Annotated in this window: 15 protein-coding genes and 2 riboswitches; of the genes, 8 read left to right on the top strand and 7 right to left on the bottom strand. The window is 40.5% G+C overall.

Translation table 11 applies throughout. The features are described from left to right. Window positions 1-347: 347 nt before the first annotated feature. Window positions 348-1,106 (bottom strand): LysM peptidoglycan-binding domain-containing protein, encoded by a 759-nt coding sequence (locus VEB00_05815; GenBank protein ID HYF82526.1) that lies wholly within the window; start codon window positions 1,104-1,106, stop codon window positions 348-350. Between the two features lie 217 nt (window positions 1,107-1,323). On the opposite strand from VEB00_05815, the gene VEB00_05810 reads away from it, so the two are divergent. Together VEB00_05810 and VEB00_05805 are read left to right on the top strand one after the other, a co-directional pair. Next, a complete protein-coding gene (locus VEB00_05810) occupies window positions 1,324-2,286 on the top strand; it encodes a threonine/serine dehydratase (protein HYF82525.1) in 963 nt (320 codons plus the stop codon). Window positions 2,287-2,337: 51 nt separating this feature from the next. Further along, window positions 2,338-3,321, top strand: a complete 984-nt coding sequence (locus VEB00_05805) for a GGDEF domain-containing protein (GenBank protein ID HYF82524.1) — start codon at window positions 2,338-2,340, stop codon at window positions 3,319-3,321. 90 nt (window positions 3,322-3,411) lie between these two features. Here the strand turns inward: VEB00_05805 and VEB00_05800 are convergent, their stop codons facing one another. The 3 genes from VEB00_05800 to VEB00_05790 form a co-directional block, all read right to left on the bottom strand. Beyond that, the gene (locus tag VEB00_05800; protein ID HYF82523.1) at window positions 3,412-4,122 is read right to left on the bottom strand and encodes an NlpC/P60 family protein; all 711 of its coding nucleotides are present in this window, start codon (window positions 4,120-4,122) and stop codon (window positions 3,412-3,414) included. A 1-nt stretch (window position 4,123) separates the two neighbouring features. Then, window positions 4,124-4,260, bottom strand: a riboswitch (cyclic di-AMP (ydaO/yuaA leader). A gap of 138 nt (window positions 4,261-4,398) precedes the next feature. Next, window positions 4,399-4,914, bottom strand: coding sequence for a folate family ECF transporter S component (locus VEB00_05795; protein ID HYF82522.1), 516 nt, complete (start codon window positions 4,912-4,914; stop codon window positions 4,399-4,401). A gap of 60 nt (window positions 4,915-4,974) precedes the next feature. Next, a riboswitch (THF riboswitch) is annotated at window positions 4,975-5,075 on the bottom strand. Between the two features lie 120 nt (window positions 5,076-5,195). Further along, window positions 5,196-5,525 carry a hypothetical protein gene (locus VEB00_05790; protein ID HYF82521.1) on the bottom strand — a complete coding sequence of 110 codons (330 nt, stop codon included), beginning with the start codon at window positions 5,523-5,525 and terminating at the stop codon, window positions 5,196-5,198. A gap of 192 nt (window positions 5,526-5,717) precedes the next feature. On the opposite strand from VEB00_05790, the gene VEB00_05785 reads away from it, so the two are divergent. The 6 genes from VEB00_05785 to VEB00_05760 all read left to right on the top strand — a co-directional run bounded on the left by VEB00_05785 (window position 5,718) and on the right by VEB00_05760 (window position 11,449). Next, window positions 5,718-9,092 carry an Ig-like domain-containing protein gene (locus VEB00_05785; protein HYF82520.1) on the top strand — a complete coding sequence of 1,125 codons (3,375 nt, stop codon included), beginning with the start codon at window positions 5,718-5,720 and terminating at the stop codon, window positions 9,090-9,092. Continuing rightward, the gene (locus VEB00_05780; protein HYF82519.1) at window positions 9,037-9,339 is read left to right on the top strand and encodes a hypothetical protein; all 303 of its coding nucleotides are present in this window, start codon (window positions 9,037-9,039) and stop codon (window positions 9,337-9,339) included. Before VEB00_05785 ends, VEB00_05780 begins: the two co-directional genes overlap by 56 nt. Before the next feature lie 51 nt (window positions 9,340-9,390). Further along, entirely contained in the window at window positions 9,391-9,816 is a 426-nt protein-coding gene (locus VEB00_05775; GenBank protein ID HYF82518.1) for a ferritin-like domain-containing protein, read from the top strand. 51 nt (window positions 9,817-9,867) lie between these two features. Continuing rightward, window positions 9,868-10,167: a ubiquinone biosynthesis protein COQ7 gene (locus VEB00_05770; GenBank protein HYF82517.1), complete on the top strand. Its 300-nt coding sequence runs from the start codon at window positions 9,868-9,870 to the stop codon at window positions 10,165-10,167. Window positions 10,168-10,233: 66 nt separating this feature from the next. Continuing rightward, window positions 10,234-10,893 (top strand): HutD family protein, encoded by a 660-nt coding sequence (locus VEB00_05765; protein ID HYF82516.1) that lies wholly within the window; start codon window positions 10,234-10,236, stop codon window positions 10,891-10,893. 73 nt (window positions 10,894-10,966) lie between these two features. Next, window positions 10,967-11,449, top strand: coding sequence for a spore coat protein (locus tag VEB00_05760; protein ID HYF82515.1), 483 nt, complete (start codon window positions 10,967-10,969; stop codon window positions 11,447-11,449). A gap of 50 nt (window positions 11,450-11,499) precedes the next feature. Here the strand turns inward: VEB00_05760 and VEB00_05755 are convergent, their stop codons facing one another. The 3 genes from VEB00_05755 to VEB00_05745 form a co-directional block, all read right to left on the bottom strand. Further along, on the bottom strand, window positions 11,500-12,609 hold the full coding sequence (locus VEB00_05755) for a GerAB/ArcD/ProY family transporter (GenBank protein HYF82514.1): 1,110 nt from the start codon (window positions 12,607-12,609) through the stop codon (window positions 11,500-11,502). 118 nt (window positions 12,610-12,727) lie between these two features. Beyond that, window positions 12,728-12,922 carry a hypothetical protein gene (locus tag VEB00_05750; GenBank protein ID HYF82513.1) on the bottom strand — a complete coding sequence of 65 codons (195 nt, stop codon included), beginning with the start codon at window positions 12,920-12,922 and terminating at the stop codon, window positions 12,728-12,730. Next, entirely contained in the window at window positions 12,919-14,109 is a 1,191-nt protein-coding gene (locus tag VEB00_05745) for a Ger(x)C family spore germination protein (protein HYF82512.1), read from the bottom strand. Before VEB00_05745 ends, VEB00_05750 begins: the two co-directional genes overlap by 4 nt. Between the last annotated feature and the right edge of the window lie 3 nt (window positions 14,110-14,112).

Raw genomic sequence — 14,112 nt, 5'->3', positions numbered from 1 at the left:
AAGTCGTATGCGAGGCAGGACGCCGAAGCAAGCCTTCCACGTCCACGGATGGATATTGGAAGGCGTTAGACTTTTCTTAGGCGGAGAGAATTAGTGCCATCAATTTTTGTATACTCATATGTGGCTATGACATGGCTGTTCTTATTTGGATGAATAAACCGTAAAAAAAGGGTTAGAATAATATCGGGCACACAGCATTGCTGCCAAAATCGTATGAGATACCGAGGGTCTTAGACCTTAGACTGTATGGGCTTGATATACAGTCGTGTAGGTATTTTATATGACTGAGCAAACTATTATCATACATAATAGTTTGTTTGGGCTAGGATTGCTGTGTGCCCTTCATGTTAGTCATTCAAAAACTCCAGTGAATTTGCTATATCCCGCAGATGGTTCTTATCAGTCCAGATAATCAGGTACTGATAACTGGTGTCCTCGATCTCCAGCGGCTTGACATATTTAGCAATCAAGGCTGATTGACCGCGCATCTCCATGGGCTGATCAGTAGATGGTATTATGAAGCAGGCTTCATGGCCAGCTACTGTTGCACTGCTTATAGTTGGATTAGTTCCGTAAGGTTTTAGCTTATGATGCGCTTCGATGTGGCAGACCTCTTCAACAGATACATCGCCGGAAATTACAGATATATTGAAGAAACCGTCTATACCTGCATATCTCTCACTGTCGATTTTACTCCAGCGATATGGGTAAATGAACCTGACTTTATAGGCTTCATTAGTGTAGGTGCTGGATATTACAGGTATGCAGATGCTTTGACCTATAAGTAATGCGTCCGGGTTGATATTCGGATTTGCTTTCAGCAATGCGGATAAACGCATTTTATTTTTATTAGCAATAGAATAAAAACTATCACCTTTTTGCACTACATAGGTTGTAGCTCCAGTGGGGCAGTTCACTGGCGGTGCACTCAGGGGTATGCAGATAACCTGTCCTTGGGTTATAAGCTCAGGGTCAACATCAGGATTGGCCGCTATCAGATCATCAAGTGTAACATTGTAGAACCTTGATATTGCATAAAGTGTATCCCCTGTCTGTACTACATAGCTGTTGTCTTCCGGGCATTGATTTAAATATGGATGTAACATCGCAACCACCTCTTTGATAGATTATTAAAGCAATTTGTTCGGTAGTATAGTATATTCAAGTATTAAGGAAAAATAATTGAATGCAGACTGTATTAATAACTTTATCAAAATTAAAGCGGTAAACAAGGATTGGAGTTTACCATTTTTACATGTATTGTAAAGAAGCTACAATAAATGATAAAATATTAGTAGCATAAAAAATATGTGGAGGCGTGTTATGATTACTTTTCAAGACATAGTTGCAGCAAGAGAGCGTATCAAAGAATACATTTACAGGACACCCCTGGAGCTTTCAATGGGGCTCAGCAGTGAAAACTGCAAAGTATACCTAAAGCTGGAATGCCAGCAGAAGCTTAAAAGCTTTAAGGCAAGAGGGGCATTAAGCAAAATGACGCTGCTGAGTGAAGAAGAGAAGAAAAAAGGGATACTGGCTGTTTCCTCCGGAAATCATGGCGCTGGGGTCAGCTATTCCTCCTATATACTGGGCGGCATAAGGGCAAAAATATATGTGCCCAGGACTACTCCCGGCGCAAAGCTTGATAAGATGAGATATTATGGAGCTGAAGTGATATTGGAAGGGGATAACTACGACGAAGCACATGAAGCAGCTCTGAAGGCTTTGAAAAAGGAAGAACTTACCTTTGTGGACCCATGCTCGGATGCTGATGTCATAGCAGGGGCTGGTACAGTTGCTTTGGAAATACTTGAGCAGAATCCTGATATAGATACTATTGTTGTTCCTATTGGAGGAGGAGGTTTGATTACCGGAGTTGGGGTAGCTGCAAAGAGCTTAAAGCCCGGCATTAAGGTTATAGGAGTGCAGACTTCTGCTTGCCCTGCAATGGTTCATTCAATGAGGGATAAAAAATGTTATGAGGTCTATCCTAATGAGCCGTCTATATGTGAAGCCTTGGTCGGCGGAGTTGGTGAAATCCCCTATGAAATGTCTGCGCAGTGTATAGATCAAATCATTGAAGTAGATGAAGGAGAAATAAGGAAGGCTGTCGTATATTTACTAGATAAGGAAAAGGTTGTAAGCGAACCCTCGGGGGCAGTCGGAGTTGCAGCATTTATGAGCAATCCAGAGATTTTTAAGAACAGGAAGACTGCGTTCATCATTACGGGTGGTAACTTGGATGCGAAACTTATGAAAGCATTAGTGAACGAAAATATAGGATAAGTTTTTTTCGCTTTCGGTCCTCATGAAATATTTATTGATTGGAGCAACATTATGAACAATCAAGAGTTTGATAACAACGACAACATTTCGATGCTGACCGGCACAAATATAATTAATAAGAAGTTCATTATCGAGACAATCATGGAACATTCCCAGGATACCTTCTATTTCAAGGATAAGGATTCAAGATTTCTTTTTATTAGCAAGGTTGTGGCCTCACGGCTCGGGATTGATAATCCTGATTCTGTCATTGGAAAGACTGATTTTGATTTGTTCAAGGAACCTCATGCTGCAAAAGCTTACCAGGATGAGCAATCTATTATAAGAACCGGTAAGCCCATACTGGGCAAAGTAGAGATGGAACTATGGCTGGATGGGTCAGTGACTTGGGTATCTACATCGAAATACCCGCTTTTGGACAGCAGTGGGAATATAATAGGAACCTGGGGGGTATCCAGGAATATCACAGAGCTTAAAAATGCTGAGGAGGAGTTGGAGAGAGTGAATAAAGAGCTGATGGAGGCAAACCGGAAGCTTGAAGTGCTTTCTGTAACTGATTCTCTTTCGGGCTTATACAACCATAGATATTTTTACGACATACTTCAGAAGGAAATGGCTAGACGGAACCGCAACGGCTCAACAGATTCCGTAATAGTGCTTATGGACATAGACAACTTCAAGTATCTGAATGATTCCTTAGGACATATGGCAGGAGACTTTTCAATAAGGCATGTTGCTAATTTGCTAAAGGATAGCATAAGAGAATCTGATTATGTTTTCAGATACGGCGGAGATGAGTTTATAGTGCTATTTAGCGGCACTGGCATGGAGGGAGCAAAAGAAGCTGCGGACAAGCTGTTGGAAGTAGTTGCAAGAACCCCTGTTCCTTTAGGGAATTCTGAGACCAGAGTAACAATCAGCGGCGGGGCAGCTGCTTTAAGTGAAGCAAAAGATGCCAATGAATTGATGAATATTGCAGATATGAGGTTATATAAATCAAAGAAAGCCGGAAGAAATAGAATATCATATGCTTGATGAAAATATAAAATGGACTGCCACGAAATAGGGAATTCTCCCTACTTCGAGACAGTCCATTTTATATGACGCCTGTCCTATATTTTTTTATTAAAAAAAGCGCCTTGCCGTCATGTAAGAATTATTATAGAAGCCTGACTCCAAGTTGGAAATGACGACTTTGTGTGCAGAGCTTCCGGATGAGGACTGAATAAAATTCCCATCACCGATATATATTCCCACATGATTTACTTTGTTGTGTCCACCGTTGGTGTCAAAGAATACAAGGTCACCTGCTCTTAAATCTGCTTTTTTGACGGCTGTACCCTGCTTTGCTTGACTTGAAGCGGTACGTTCAATGCTTAAATCAAAATGATTATAGACATATTTTACAAAGCCTGAGCAATCGAAGCCGGACGGTGTATTTCCACCCCAAACATACTTTACACCAAGAAACTTTTTCGCATAGCTTACGATTTCTGTGGAAAGCTCAGAGGCAGCTTTCGATTGGGTTCTTGTGACAGCTCCACGGGAAGCAATTGTATCTGTTTTTGTGACATAGTCACTATGTACCCAACCTACAGTACGAGCAGGCGTTTTTACTTTATACCAGCCCTTAGAGGTTTCGAGGATCGTTAATTTATAACCTTGTTTCAAAGTGACTATAACAGCATTAGCTGTACTGGGACCGCTGCGCAGATTTAAGCTTGAAGCAGCGACTGTAGTTATTTTATTATCATCGGCATTTACAGTGACTGTAAACAAACCGAGCAATAAAATAAATACAGTGGAAAAAAACAACAACCTTTTAAATTGTAGCATATGAGACTCCCTTTTTTAGTCTGCGAGGTTAGTTGACGGGTTAGGTAAAAGAGTACACCCTGCCGTTCCTAACGGCTTCACCCCAAAGAATATGTTCCCCCGCTCCCCCATTTTGGGTGGATTAGACTTTTATTACATTTTACCACATTTGTTGCCTTTAAAAAAATGTAATAAATGGAAAATAAAGATTTCACAGTATTTTTCCAGTTTGATGCATGAAAAAAGGATTATCTCAAAACTAGAATGACATTCCAGTTTGAGATAATCCCCTTTTATTTAATTGCTCTTTGCATAGCTTGCTTTATCAATATGGCTGCCTATGTATTTCCATAATACTTGTATTGCAGCAATTTGTACCGGGAGCATAATCAAGCTCTTGTATACTCTTGGTATCAGCAGTACCAATGCAGCTTTACCGGTAATCATGGATAGCCAAAGCGTATTCAGTCCAAGGTCAACAAGTATAGTTATCAATAGTACACTCTTTGATACATTTAGTACAGTTACGGGCTTTCTATATAGAAAGAGCCCATATATAGCACCACTCAGAAATGCACTTAAAGTAAACCCGGGGAAATATGCCGACTTTGGGAAAACTATCATTCCTACTACATCAGCAATAGCAGCAGTCAATCCACCTATTGCAGGACCAAACATTATTGCTGAAAATGCAATAGGTATGAACCCGAAGCCTATTCTTATTATTGGAGTCTGAAAGGACAGGAAACGAGTAAAAATGATTTCTATTGCTACGAGCAGCCCGACAAAAGCAATTGTCTTTGTCTTACTCATACAATCACCTCCTCTCTTTAAATGGGAAATATACCACTTAAAGAGATTTGGCTCTTAAGTGGCAGCGGAATGCAGCAAACATACCGCAAGTCCAAAGGACTTTTCGTCTGGTGTCAACTTCCCGTACAACCAGCACTTTACGCATGAATGCCTACTCTACCATTAATATTTTATTAGTAACAATGAGATTGTATAATAAATAGCCAGTAAATACAAGTACAATAGCCATATGTAGTATAATTATCAATCAACTGCGGATAGATTTAAGGGTGTTTGAATTTTTAGTCTCTAATAATTTCAACAGCACCGGACTGTTCCATAATGGATCTTACTATTGTGCTTTCATGTTTTGGAGTTTCTACCGCCACGATAATGCCGCTTTTGCCCTCGAGGCCTTCTATACCGCTTGAAAAGCTTTCTATTTCACCCAGTCCGTTTCTCTCGGTCTTTACAAATGAAATCTCCTGAGCTGCTTCTTCAATAGTTGTGAAGACTTGTCTGTCTGCAAGGTCACTTATTATCATGTCTTTTCTATCGAAACCGGCATTTCTCAATGAGTCTACTAATGCACCGACCTGTCTTTGATCTGGGAATCTCGCAATTAGACGCATTTTTACTACCTCCTATATCTATTCTCAAGTGCGTTCAATATAAAGATAGTATAACCGAAAAAAGCAAACCTAAACTTTTTCGGTGTTATATTACAAAGCCATTAAGAGATTATTACAAATCACCGAATTAGTACAGTTTGAGGAATATGCATCATATCTAATTACTAGGAAAGAAACAAGGAGGTACGTTTAATGCTAAGAAAATTTGTAACAACACTCACAATTCTTATTCTAGTAATTGGTACGGTACTGCCTTTACAGGCGTACAGCGATGCTGACATCGGTTACGAGGGACGTATTTGCAGAGACCTGGGAATACTAAAGGGAGACGCTGGAGTAGTTGACAATGCCTATCTCGAGACACACCCCAGCAGGCTTCAAGCTGCGATAATGTTTTTGAGGCTTAAGGGCTTGGAACAGGATGCCTTATCTTACACCGGAGGCAGCAATTTTAAAGATGCCAATGCTATCGCATGGAAAGAAGGCAGAAATGTGCTGAGCTATTTGAAGAATCACCCGGAGTATGGCTGGATAGGCGACGGGATAAACTTCCTGCCTTATAACCCTATCAGCTCAAAAGAGTATTATAAAGTGCTTCTGGAAAGCTTGGGCTATAAGCAAAAAATTGACGGGGCTGGGGACTTTGACTGGAGCTCGGTTCTTGATTTCGCATCAGAAAAAGGCTTGAAGAAGGTAGCGGATACAAAAAACTTTACTGTAAGGAACCTTGCAATAGCTACAGTGGAGGCACTGAATTCAAAAATGAAGAACTCGGATAAAAAACTTATAGAGCACTTGGTTGATAATGGGGATGTGAATAAGGGAGATGCAATAGACCTTGATTTGTATTCCAAGGAAATGGAAGCAGCAGTGAAAACTGTGAGGGCAATTTCCAACAGTAAGGTGGAGGTAGTATTTGAGGAGCTGGTAGATGGTTCGGAGGCTGCTGACGAGGACCTGTACAGCATAAAGCAGTTGGATATCAAAGAGGTAAGTATGAAGAATGCAGGTGCTGTAATAATCGACACCTCGGCGATGAATGAAAGCACCACTTACACAATGGTTTTCAATGATAAGAGCTATAGCTTCAAAGGTTTAAGAAAGGACAGCTATGCCCCAAAGCTAATTACTGCTGAGTGCAAGGATACAGACCTGGTAGAGCTTACTTTTGACAGAGTACTTGATAATGAGGCTGCTCAAGATAGTGACACTTATTCTATTGAAGGTGCGACTGTGCAGTCAGCGGCACTAGATAGCACCAATACCAAGGTAAAGCTTGTGACCAGCGGTATTCAGGCTGGACGTTCCTATGAACTGAAAATACACAGTATTAAGAATGGGGATGGAGTAACAACCAAACTGATTACAAAAAGATTCACAGGTAAAAAGGATACAAGCGCTCCGAAGCTCAACAAGCTGACAGTATTGAACAATATCAAGCTGCTGTTGGAGTTCTCTGACACCAACGGATTGGATAAAGAAACCGCTCAGGAGAAAGACAACTATAGAATAACTCAAGGCGGCGGAAGTCTGGATGTGGAAGCAGTACAGGTAAAGGATCGGGATGAGGACGGCTTGTGGGATTCCGTGGAGCTTGTGACTGAGAGTCAGGAGCCGGGTAAGGCATATACTTTGATTATAGAAGGTATTTCAGATGGCTCAGTGCTCAGGAATAAAATAGCCAGGGAAATAAAGAAGGAATTCAGAGGAAAGTCCAAAGACAGGACAGCACCGTCAGTTGCGCACAATCCCAAAGCAGTAACGGATACAATGGTGGAAATAGAGTTTGAGGATGCCAATGCTCTAGACATACAATCAGCATATGACATGGATAACTATGATATTGATGAAGACTTGGAGATCAAGGAAATAAGGATCAAAAATCCAAACGAACTTTACTCTTCGGAGGGCAGGACAGTACTTCTTATTACCAGCGAAATGGAGAAGTCAGAGTCATATACTCTTGTAATAAGGGGTATAATTGATGAATTTGGAAATGAAATGAAGACTTCCAGCAGCTCGGGCTACAAAACATACAGATTCAAAGGAGTAGCAGATGATAGGACACCTCCATATATAACCTCTGTCGAATGTATAGACAGCAAAACAATAGAGCTTAACTTCGACAATGTACTTGAGGAGGAATCCGCAGAGAATACAACCAACTATAGGATAGACAGCTTGGCACTGACTACAAAAGCAGTATTGCAGGAGGATGGCAAGACAGTCAGGCTGACAGTAAGCTCACTGTCGTCAGATAAGAGTCATACCGTACTTTTGAATAATATTAAGGACTTATCAGGGAATGCTCTTTCCAATGTAAGCGTAAGTGTGCTTTATAACGGTAATCTGTATGATGATGATCCACCGGAAGTGGCATATATTGATGCTGTAAATGAGAAAGAGGTTTGGATACATTTTGAAGAAGAGGTATATGCAGAAAATGCCAGGATGGAGGCTTCAAACATTGATTTTGAACAGGCAGGAAGCGTGCTGGATGATGGAACTACAGTTGTAATGATAGCTGATGAATCGATGGATGATGACGAAGAATATGAAGTAACCAGGTTAACAGGGGTATGGGATTTAAGAAACAACGCTTATGAACTGGAAAGCAGTCTGGATTTCTTTGGAACTGATATTGAAAATGAGCCGCCGGAAGTGGATTATTGGGATCAGATGGATGTAAGGAGATTCCGTGTAGTGTTTACAGAGCCTGTATTGCTTATAAAAGAAGGCGTATCAGGAATTGATAAGCCCAGCGGAGTAAGCATAGACTGGAAAGCTGTAAAGAATCCCGACGAGGAGGATACCAATGAAGCATACAGTACTGTAGATTATGAAGCTAACAAAGATATACCTGCAGATAAGGAGTTTAAATTCAATTTTACAGCCATGGTATCTGACTATGTGGAATTAGGTGCATACGATGAAGATGATGATAATGGAGATTCAAACAGCACAATACTCGAGTCTTTTATGGAGGATGACGAGGAGCCTTATATAGAATATGTTGAAGCTATAACCCGCAACAAAGCGCAGATAGTGTTCAGCGAGGCAATTAGGGCGGCTGGGAGCTACGATATAACCTACGAGGATGATGATAATAGAGTGAAGCATATAGACATAGGCATAGTTGAGATAGATTCCAAGGATAAGACCAGAGTAAACATATTCACAGAGGATGAGATGAGTGACGAGTATATTTACATTCTTGAACCACAATCTGCTGCAGCAGATATTGCAGGGAACAGGTTGGATATAGACGATCTGGAGATTGAGTTTGCCGGCACCAATATTATGAGCAGTGATTTTATTCAGGGTGTAGAAATATTGAATGAAGATACCCTGAAGGTGAGCAAGAGCAGCACAATATACAAGATAAATTCCCTGTATGAGCTAGATGAAGACGGAGATAGCCTCGGAGGAAACCTCATTGAAAGTACATCGAGAGTCAGTGATAATGTGCATAAAATCATATCTAAAAAGCCGCTGCTAAGAGATGTAAGATATGAAATCACCGTTGACGGACTTGAATATAAGTTCTATGGCGGAGTACGCATTTGAAGGCTTGAATCCTACAGTTAAGGGTATAATTGATGAGGCCAGCAGTACCATTAAGCTATCTGCTCCTGAAGGAACAGATTTGACAAACCTGGTCGCTTCCTTCACTTATATTGGAAAGTCTGTTCAAGTTAGGGAGACGGCTCAATATAGTGGCATAACTGCAAATAATTTCAATGAAATCGTGAAATATGTTATAACTGCGCATGATGGTTCTACAACAGGATACACAGTTTTGGTAAACAAATAAGATGGCTGGGCATAGACTATACTGACTTACATTTTATAAGGAAGTGTTTTAATGTATAGCTATATGACCTATAATGTGGCTCCCGCACAGCTAATGAAGGCTATGAAGGGAGAAACGGAGGCTGGGAAATATTATAAGAGGCTTATGGATATGGTGCCAAATGAAAAGGAGACGGATATAATCGAACATTTTTTTGAAGATGAAACAAAGCATTTCTCAAAGTTTAGAATGCTCTTCAAAATGATAACAGGAAAGGAACCTGAGATCAGTGATGTAAAGTCACCTGACTTCAGCAATTATATTGAGGGGTTGGAACAGGCCATTCTTGATGAGCTGGAGGCCTATGAATTCTATAGAGACATATATCTGGCCAATAATAATCCGATTGTCAGGGATGTGTTTTTTGAAGCATTGACTGATGAAAGTGAGCATGCTGCACACCTGAATTATCTTTACACAAAGAATAAGGATAGATAACTTGGGCATATTTAGGAGGAGAGTATTTTCACTTAAGAGGAGGTATTGAATATGCCCAATTTTGGGAGCCCATTCAGCGGAAACGTGGACCGCAAGATTTCCAAGGAAGAGCTTATACAAGCAATTCGTCTTGATATTGCCGGGGAAATCGAAGCAATATTCACATATGACTCTCATGTGCAAGCCACTGAGGACACTGTAGCAAAGAAGGTTATAGGAGATATTAGGGATGAAGAGAAGGCTCACGTGGGAGAGCTCATGGCACTTCTAAGGATTCTCGATCCTAAAGAAGCCGAATTTTTTGAAGAAGGTCAGCAGGAAGTGAGAGAGCTTCTTGAAAAAGAAAAATAACTAAAGCCTCCTAAGGGAGGCTTTAGTTATTTAGGCAGTTGGTATAGAATACAACTATGGGAGGATGTGAAGCAAAAATCATTATCAAAGGAGAAGATAACAATGCCATATTCAGTTGAAATAATACGCAAAGAGGAACAAAGCATCAGCACCTGGTCAGGAGGGACAACCACACAGCTTGCTATTTATCCAAAGGATTCAGAATATAAAGAACGTAATTTTAAGTGGAGACTGAGCTCTGCCTGTGTCGATATAGAAGAGTCAACCTTCACGAGTCTGCCTGGGATATGGAGACATATTATGATAATTGAAGGTGAAATGTCACTTCAGCATGAAGGACATCACAGTACGCTGCTTAAACCTTATGAGCAGGATAGCTTCAGCGGCGGTTGGACCACGAGGAGCATAGGACGTGCAAAGGATTTTAATCTTATGCTGTCAGAAGAATGCACGGGGAAATTAGAGGCTATGTTCATCAGTAAGGGCTTGAGCATTGAGGCTATGACTTATTTGCCTGATACCGACTTAAAGAACTCTGCTGATGTATTCTATTGTGCAGCAGGAAATATTGATATCACTCTAAATAATGACCAAGCATACAATTTATGCCAGGGTGACCTGATGCTGATATATGCTCTAAAATCCGATAGGTGCGCGGCTATAGGTCTCAAATGCACTAGTCAGCTTGATGCAGCAGTTATAAGAGCTAAAATTTCATATAAATAGGAATCAATCCTACTCACCAGCTTTTTGTATATTTTGTTGTAGAAACAAAAATACTAAAGCAAGAGGTGATTTTATGAACAATTTAACGCAGAAGGAAAAGACACTTTTGCAAGACCAGAAGACCCATGAGGAAGTATGCATAAAGAAATATAATGATTATGCAAATCAGGCTCAAGATCCGCAATTGAAGCAGGTATTCAGCGCCAATGCAAAATCGGAGCAGCAGCACCTGGATACCATCAACCAGATAATGAACGGACAGGTGCCAAACATGAATCAGAATCAACAGCAGCAGGGACAGAGCAACACCCAAGCCCAAGGCACGCAGAGTACACAGTCCATGAGTACAGGGAGCGGAAGCAAGAATGATGCAGACCTGTGCAATGACATGCTTATGACGGAAAAGTATGTATCCGGTGCTTACGATAATGCAATATATGAATTTAGGGATACGAATATACGTCAGGCCTTAAACCATATACAGAAGGAAGAGCAGCAGCATGGGGAAAGCGTCTTCAAATACATGGAAAGCAAAGGTTTGTACAATCCTCAATAACATTTTATTGCATAGCAAATTATTAACCCTTCTCATTCAACAGAGAAGGGTTAATTTGATTTTTCGGTGTTTTTACTACCTTTCCTAAGCTTGGATAAAGTAAATAAAATAACCGGAAAGCCATAGCCAAATAACAGGCTTAGAGGTATGAAAAGTTTATTGGAGAATTCCTCAAGCTCAAATTTGTTGGAGCAGAGACCCATGGTGAGAAAATATACCAGAACAGCGAATATATTTATCAGAGACCTTGTATCTGACAGCTTGAATATTGACTTAATTAGATTAAGTGTTATAACAAACAAAGTGGAAATCAGAGTAAAATCGGCAAAAATCCATATTGCAATTATTATTGCTTCTATGTTTTCGATTGTGTCCATTAGCGATACTTGTTTAACAGTAATCAATACAGGCATTGGGGCCCTTTGAGCAACTGAATTGCCCAGCACCCCGATTGTAATGAAGATTACCAGCATTAAACTGGATACATTTATATAGGTGGCGATATACCCGAAGGTTTTAAAGCTTTTCATGTTCACAACCTTGCCACTTAAAAAGAATAGAAGAAATAAGTAGGACAATATTGCAGTTGATCCCAAGCTCGCTTCTACTATTGGCACTACATCATTGAAAGATATGGGCAATACATTGTCAACCCTTATACTGGGCAGCAGAAAGGCCGCCAGCATTACAAGCATTGCACCGATAAAAGGCAGCAGAATTTCACACATTCTTGCTATTACCGTAAAGCCGGAACGCAGTATATAAGCTATTGGTATGAGTGTTAATATTATCAGCACATTATTATTGATATTGGGATATATTGAACTGGTAAGCCGCTCTGCGTAGTAACGCATATACATTGCCGAAAGCCAGACTGCCCACAGCAAGTATATCACCAGCACAAGCTTCCCCAAGTATTTCCCCAATAAAATGTTTATTACCTCAGACATGCTTTGCCCTTTGTATTTCTTCAGTATTGAGTCAATCATGAATATTAGCGCAATAAAAGGTACAATGCACACAACCGGAGATAACCAGCCGGCCTGGGCAGCTTTTGCTGCTGCATACTTTGGAAGAAACCTGGTAGCAGGGGAGGATACAATTATTGTGAATACAAAAAGGAGCTGTCTCACTGATATCTTGTCTTTGCTGGCTTTCATAAAAGTACTCCTTATCTATATGTTTAGCACTAAATCCTTTACATAATAGTTCAATAGTGCGAAACGTTTCATTGATGTTATAAATCGCATCTATTCAATGTAAACTTCTTTGCGCGATTTATCTCACATTGAATAATTCAAACATCATATTTACCAAGCTGGCAGTATACTTATGAGTATTGTAATAATAGCCGTATGCCAGTGTAATGGCACCTAGTATAAGGAGGACTACAGCCTCCTTGCCCTGCTTCTTTTTTATCATTGGTATTATTTCTATTACTATAACAATAAAAACAAGTATTAGCATACTCATTCACCCATGACCTTCTCAGTGCTTCCGGTTGGATCATTAAGCAGGTAGGTTCCCTTGATATTGGAATCAACCTTGAAATCAAATTTAACATCGGGATACAAGTCCTTCCAATTCTTTTCAAAATAGTCACGCATCATTGGATATTTGAAAATAAACTTGGTTATAGTGCTAAATTGGTCTAAGTTGTTTTCCTGGGACAATCTTACCGTTTTCTCAAGTATCTGTTTCACTATTTTTTCCTGCTCTGTTTTTAGATATTTGACGCTTTCCGGGTTAAGCAGAGTTTCAGTTCCCATAATTTCTCCAATATTTGATGTAATAGACATCTCTATAGTGCAGCGCAGCTCGTTGCCCTCGATTCGGGGTATTTGCTTAGCTTTATTAGCAATAATCTCAAGGGATACCTTTTCCCCTGCCTTGCTTTTGACTATGATGATGCCTGAACCGGACCGGTTCATTATCCAGCTTATCCCCCTCGCCTGTTCTTCCGAAGTGAAGGTGAAAAGCTTATCACGCTTGAATATTGCATAACCTCTCAGTAGTACATCGGATTTCTCCTCCTCTCCTTCCTTTATAATGGCTTTCTTTTCCTCAATAAAAGGGAGGAAAGTGGCAAGGTTCTTATTGTCAAATATCAGCAAAGCTTCATTCAGTGTAACAGTAGTGGACAAGGTTGTGTTCTGGGCACTCTCTTCTATACTCGCAATCCTGTCGCCTACAAACATTTTCTGTGTATTCGTCTTTTTTACCAATGAATTTGCAGTAGCTCCCCTGACTATATAAACCTTTGCATTATAACGGAACTCATACTGCCTGCTGATAAAATCCAGATACGGCAGCAAACCTTCCTTGGCGATTTCCTCGCCAAACAATATGTATTCCGTATGTCCGTAATGGGGTCTTCTGTCTGCGTATATCAAAAGATTCCTGGCTGCCTCAAATACAGTATCTCCCTCAGAGACGACACTTTCCCCTTTCTGTGTCTGTCCGCCGCCGCCATTCCCGCCGATTTGGAGGCTCTTTGTCGTAAGTGTCAACATAACCTTTCCATCGGGCGTCTTATCTATGGATAGTATCCTTGTGATAAAGAGCTTGTCAATCTCTGCCCTTCCTCGAGCAATCTGCGCACAGCCGGATAGAGCTGTGACTATTACTAATAGAGCTGATATAACTGCAAATTTTCGCATATC

Source organism: Clostridia bacterium (assembly GCA_035628995.1).
Classification (GTDB): Bacteria; Bacillota; Clostridia; order Lutisporales; family Lutisporaceae; genus BRH-c25.
This window is presented reverse-complemented; position numbering and strand designations above follow the sequence as displayed.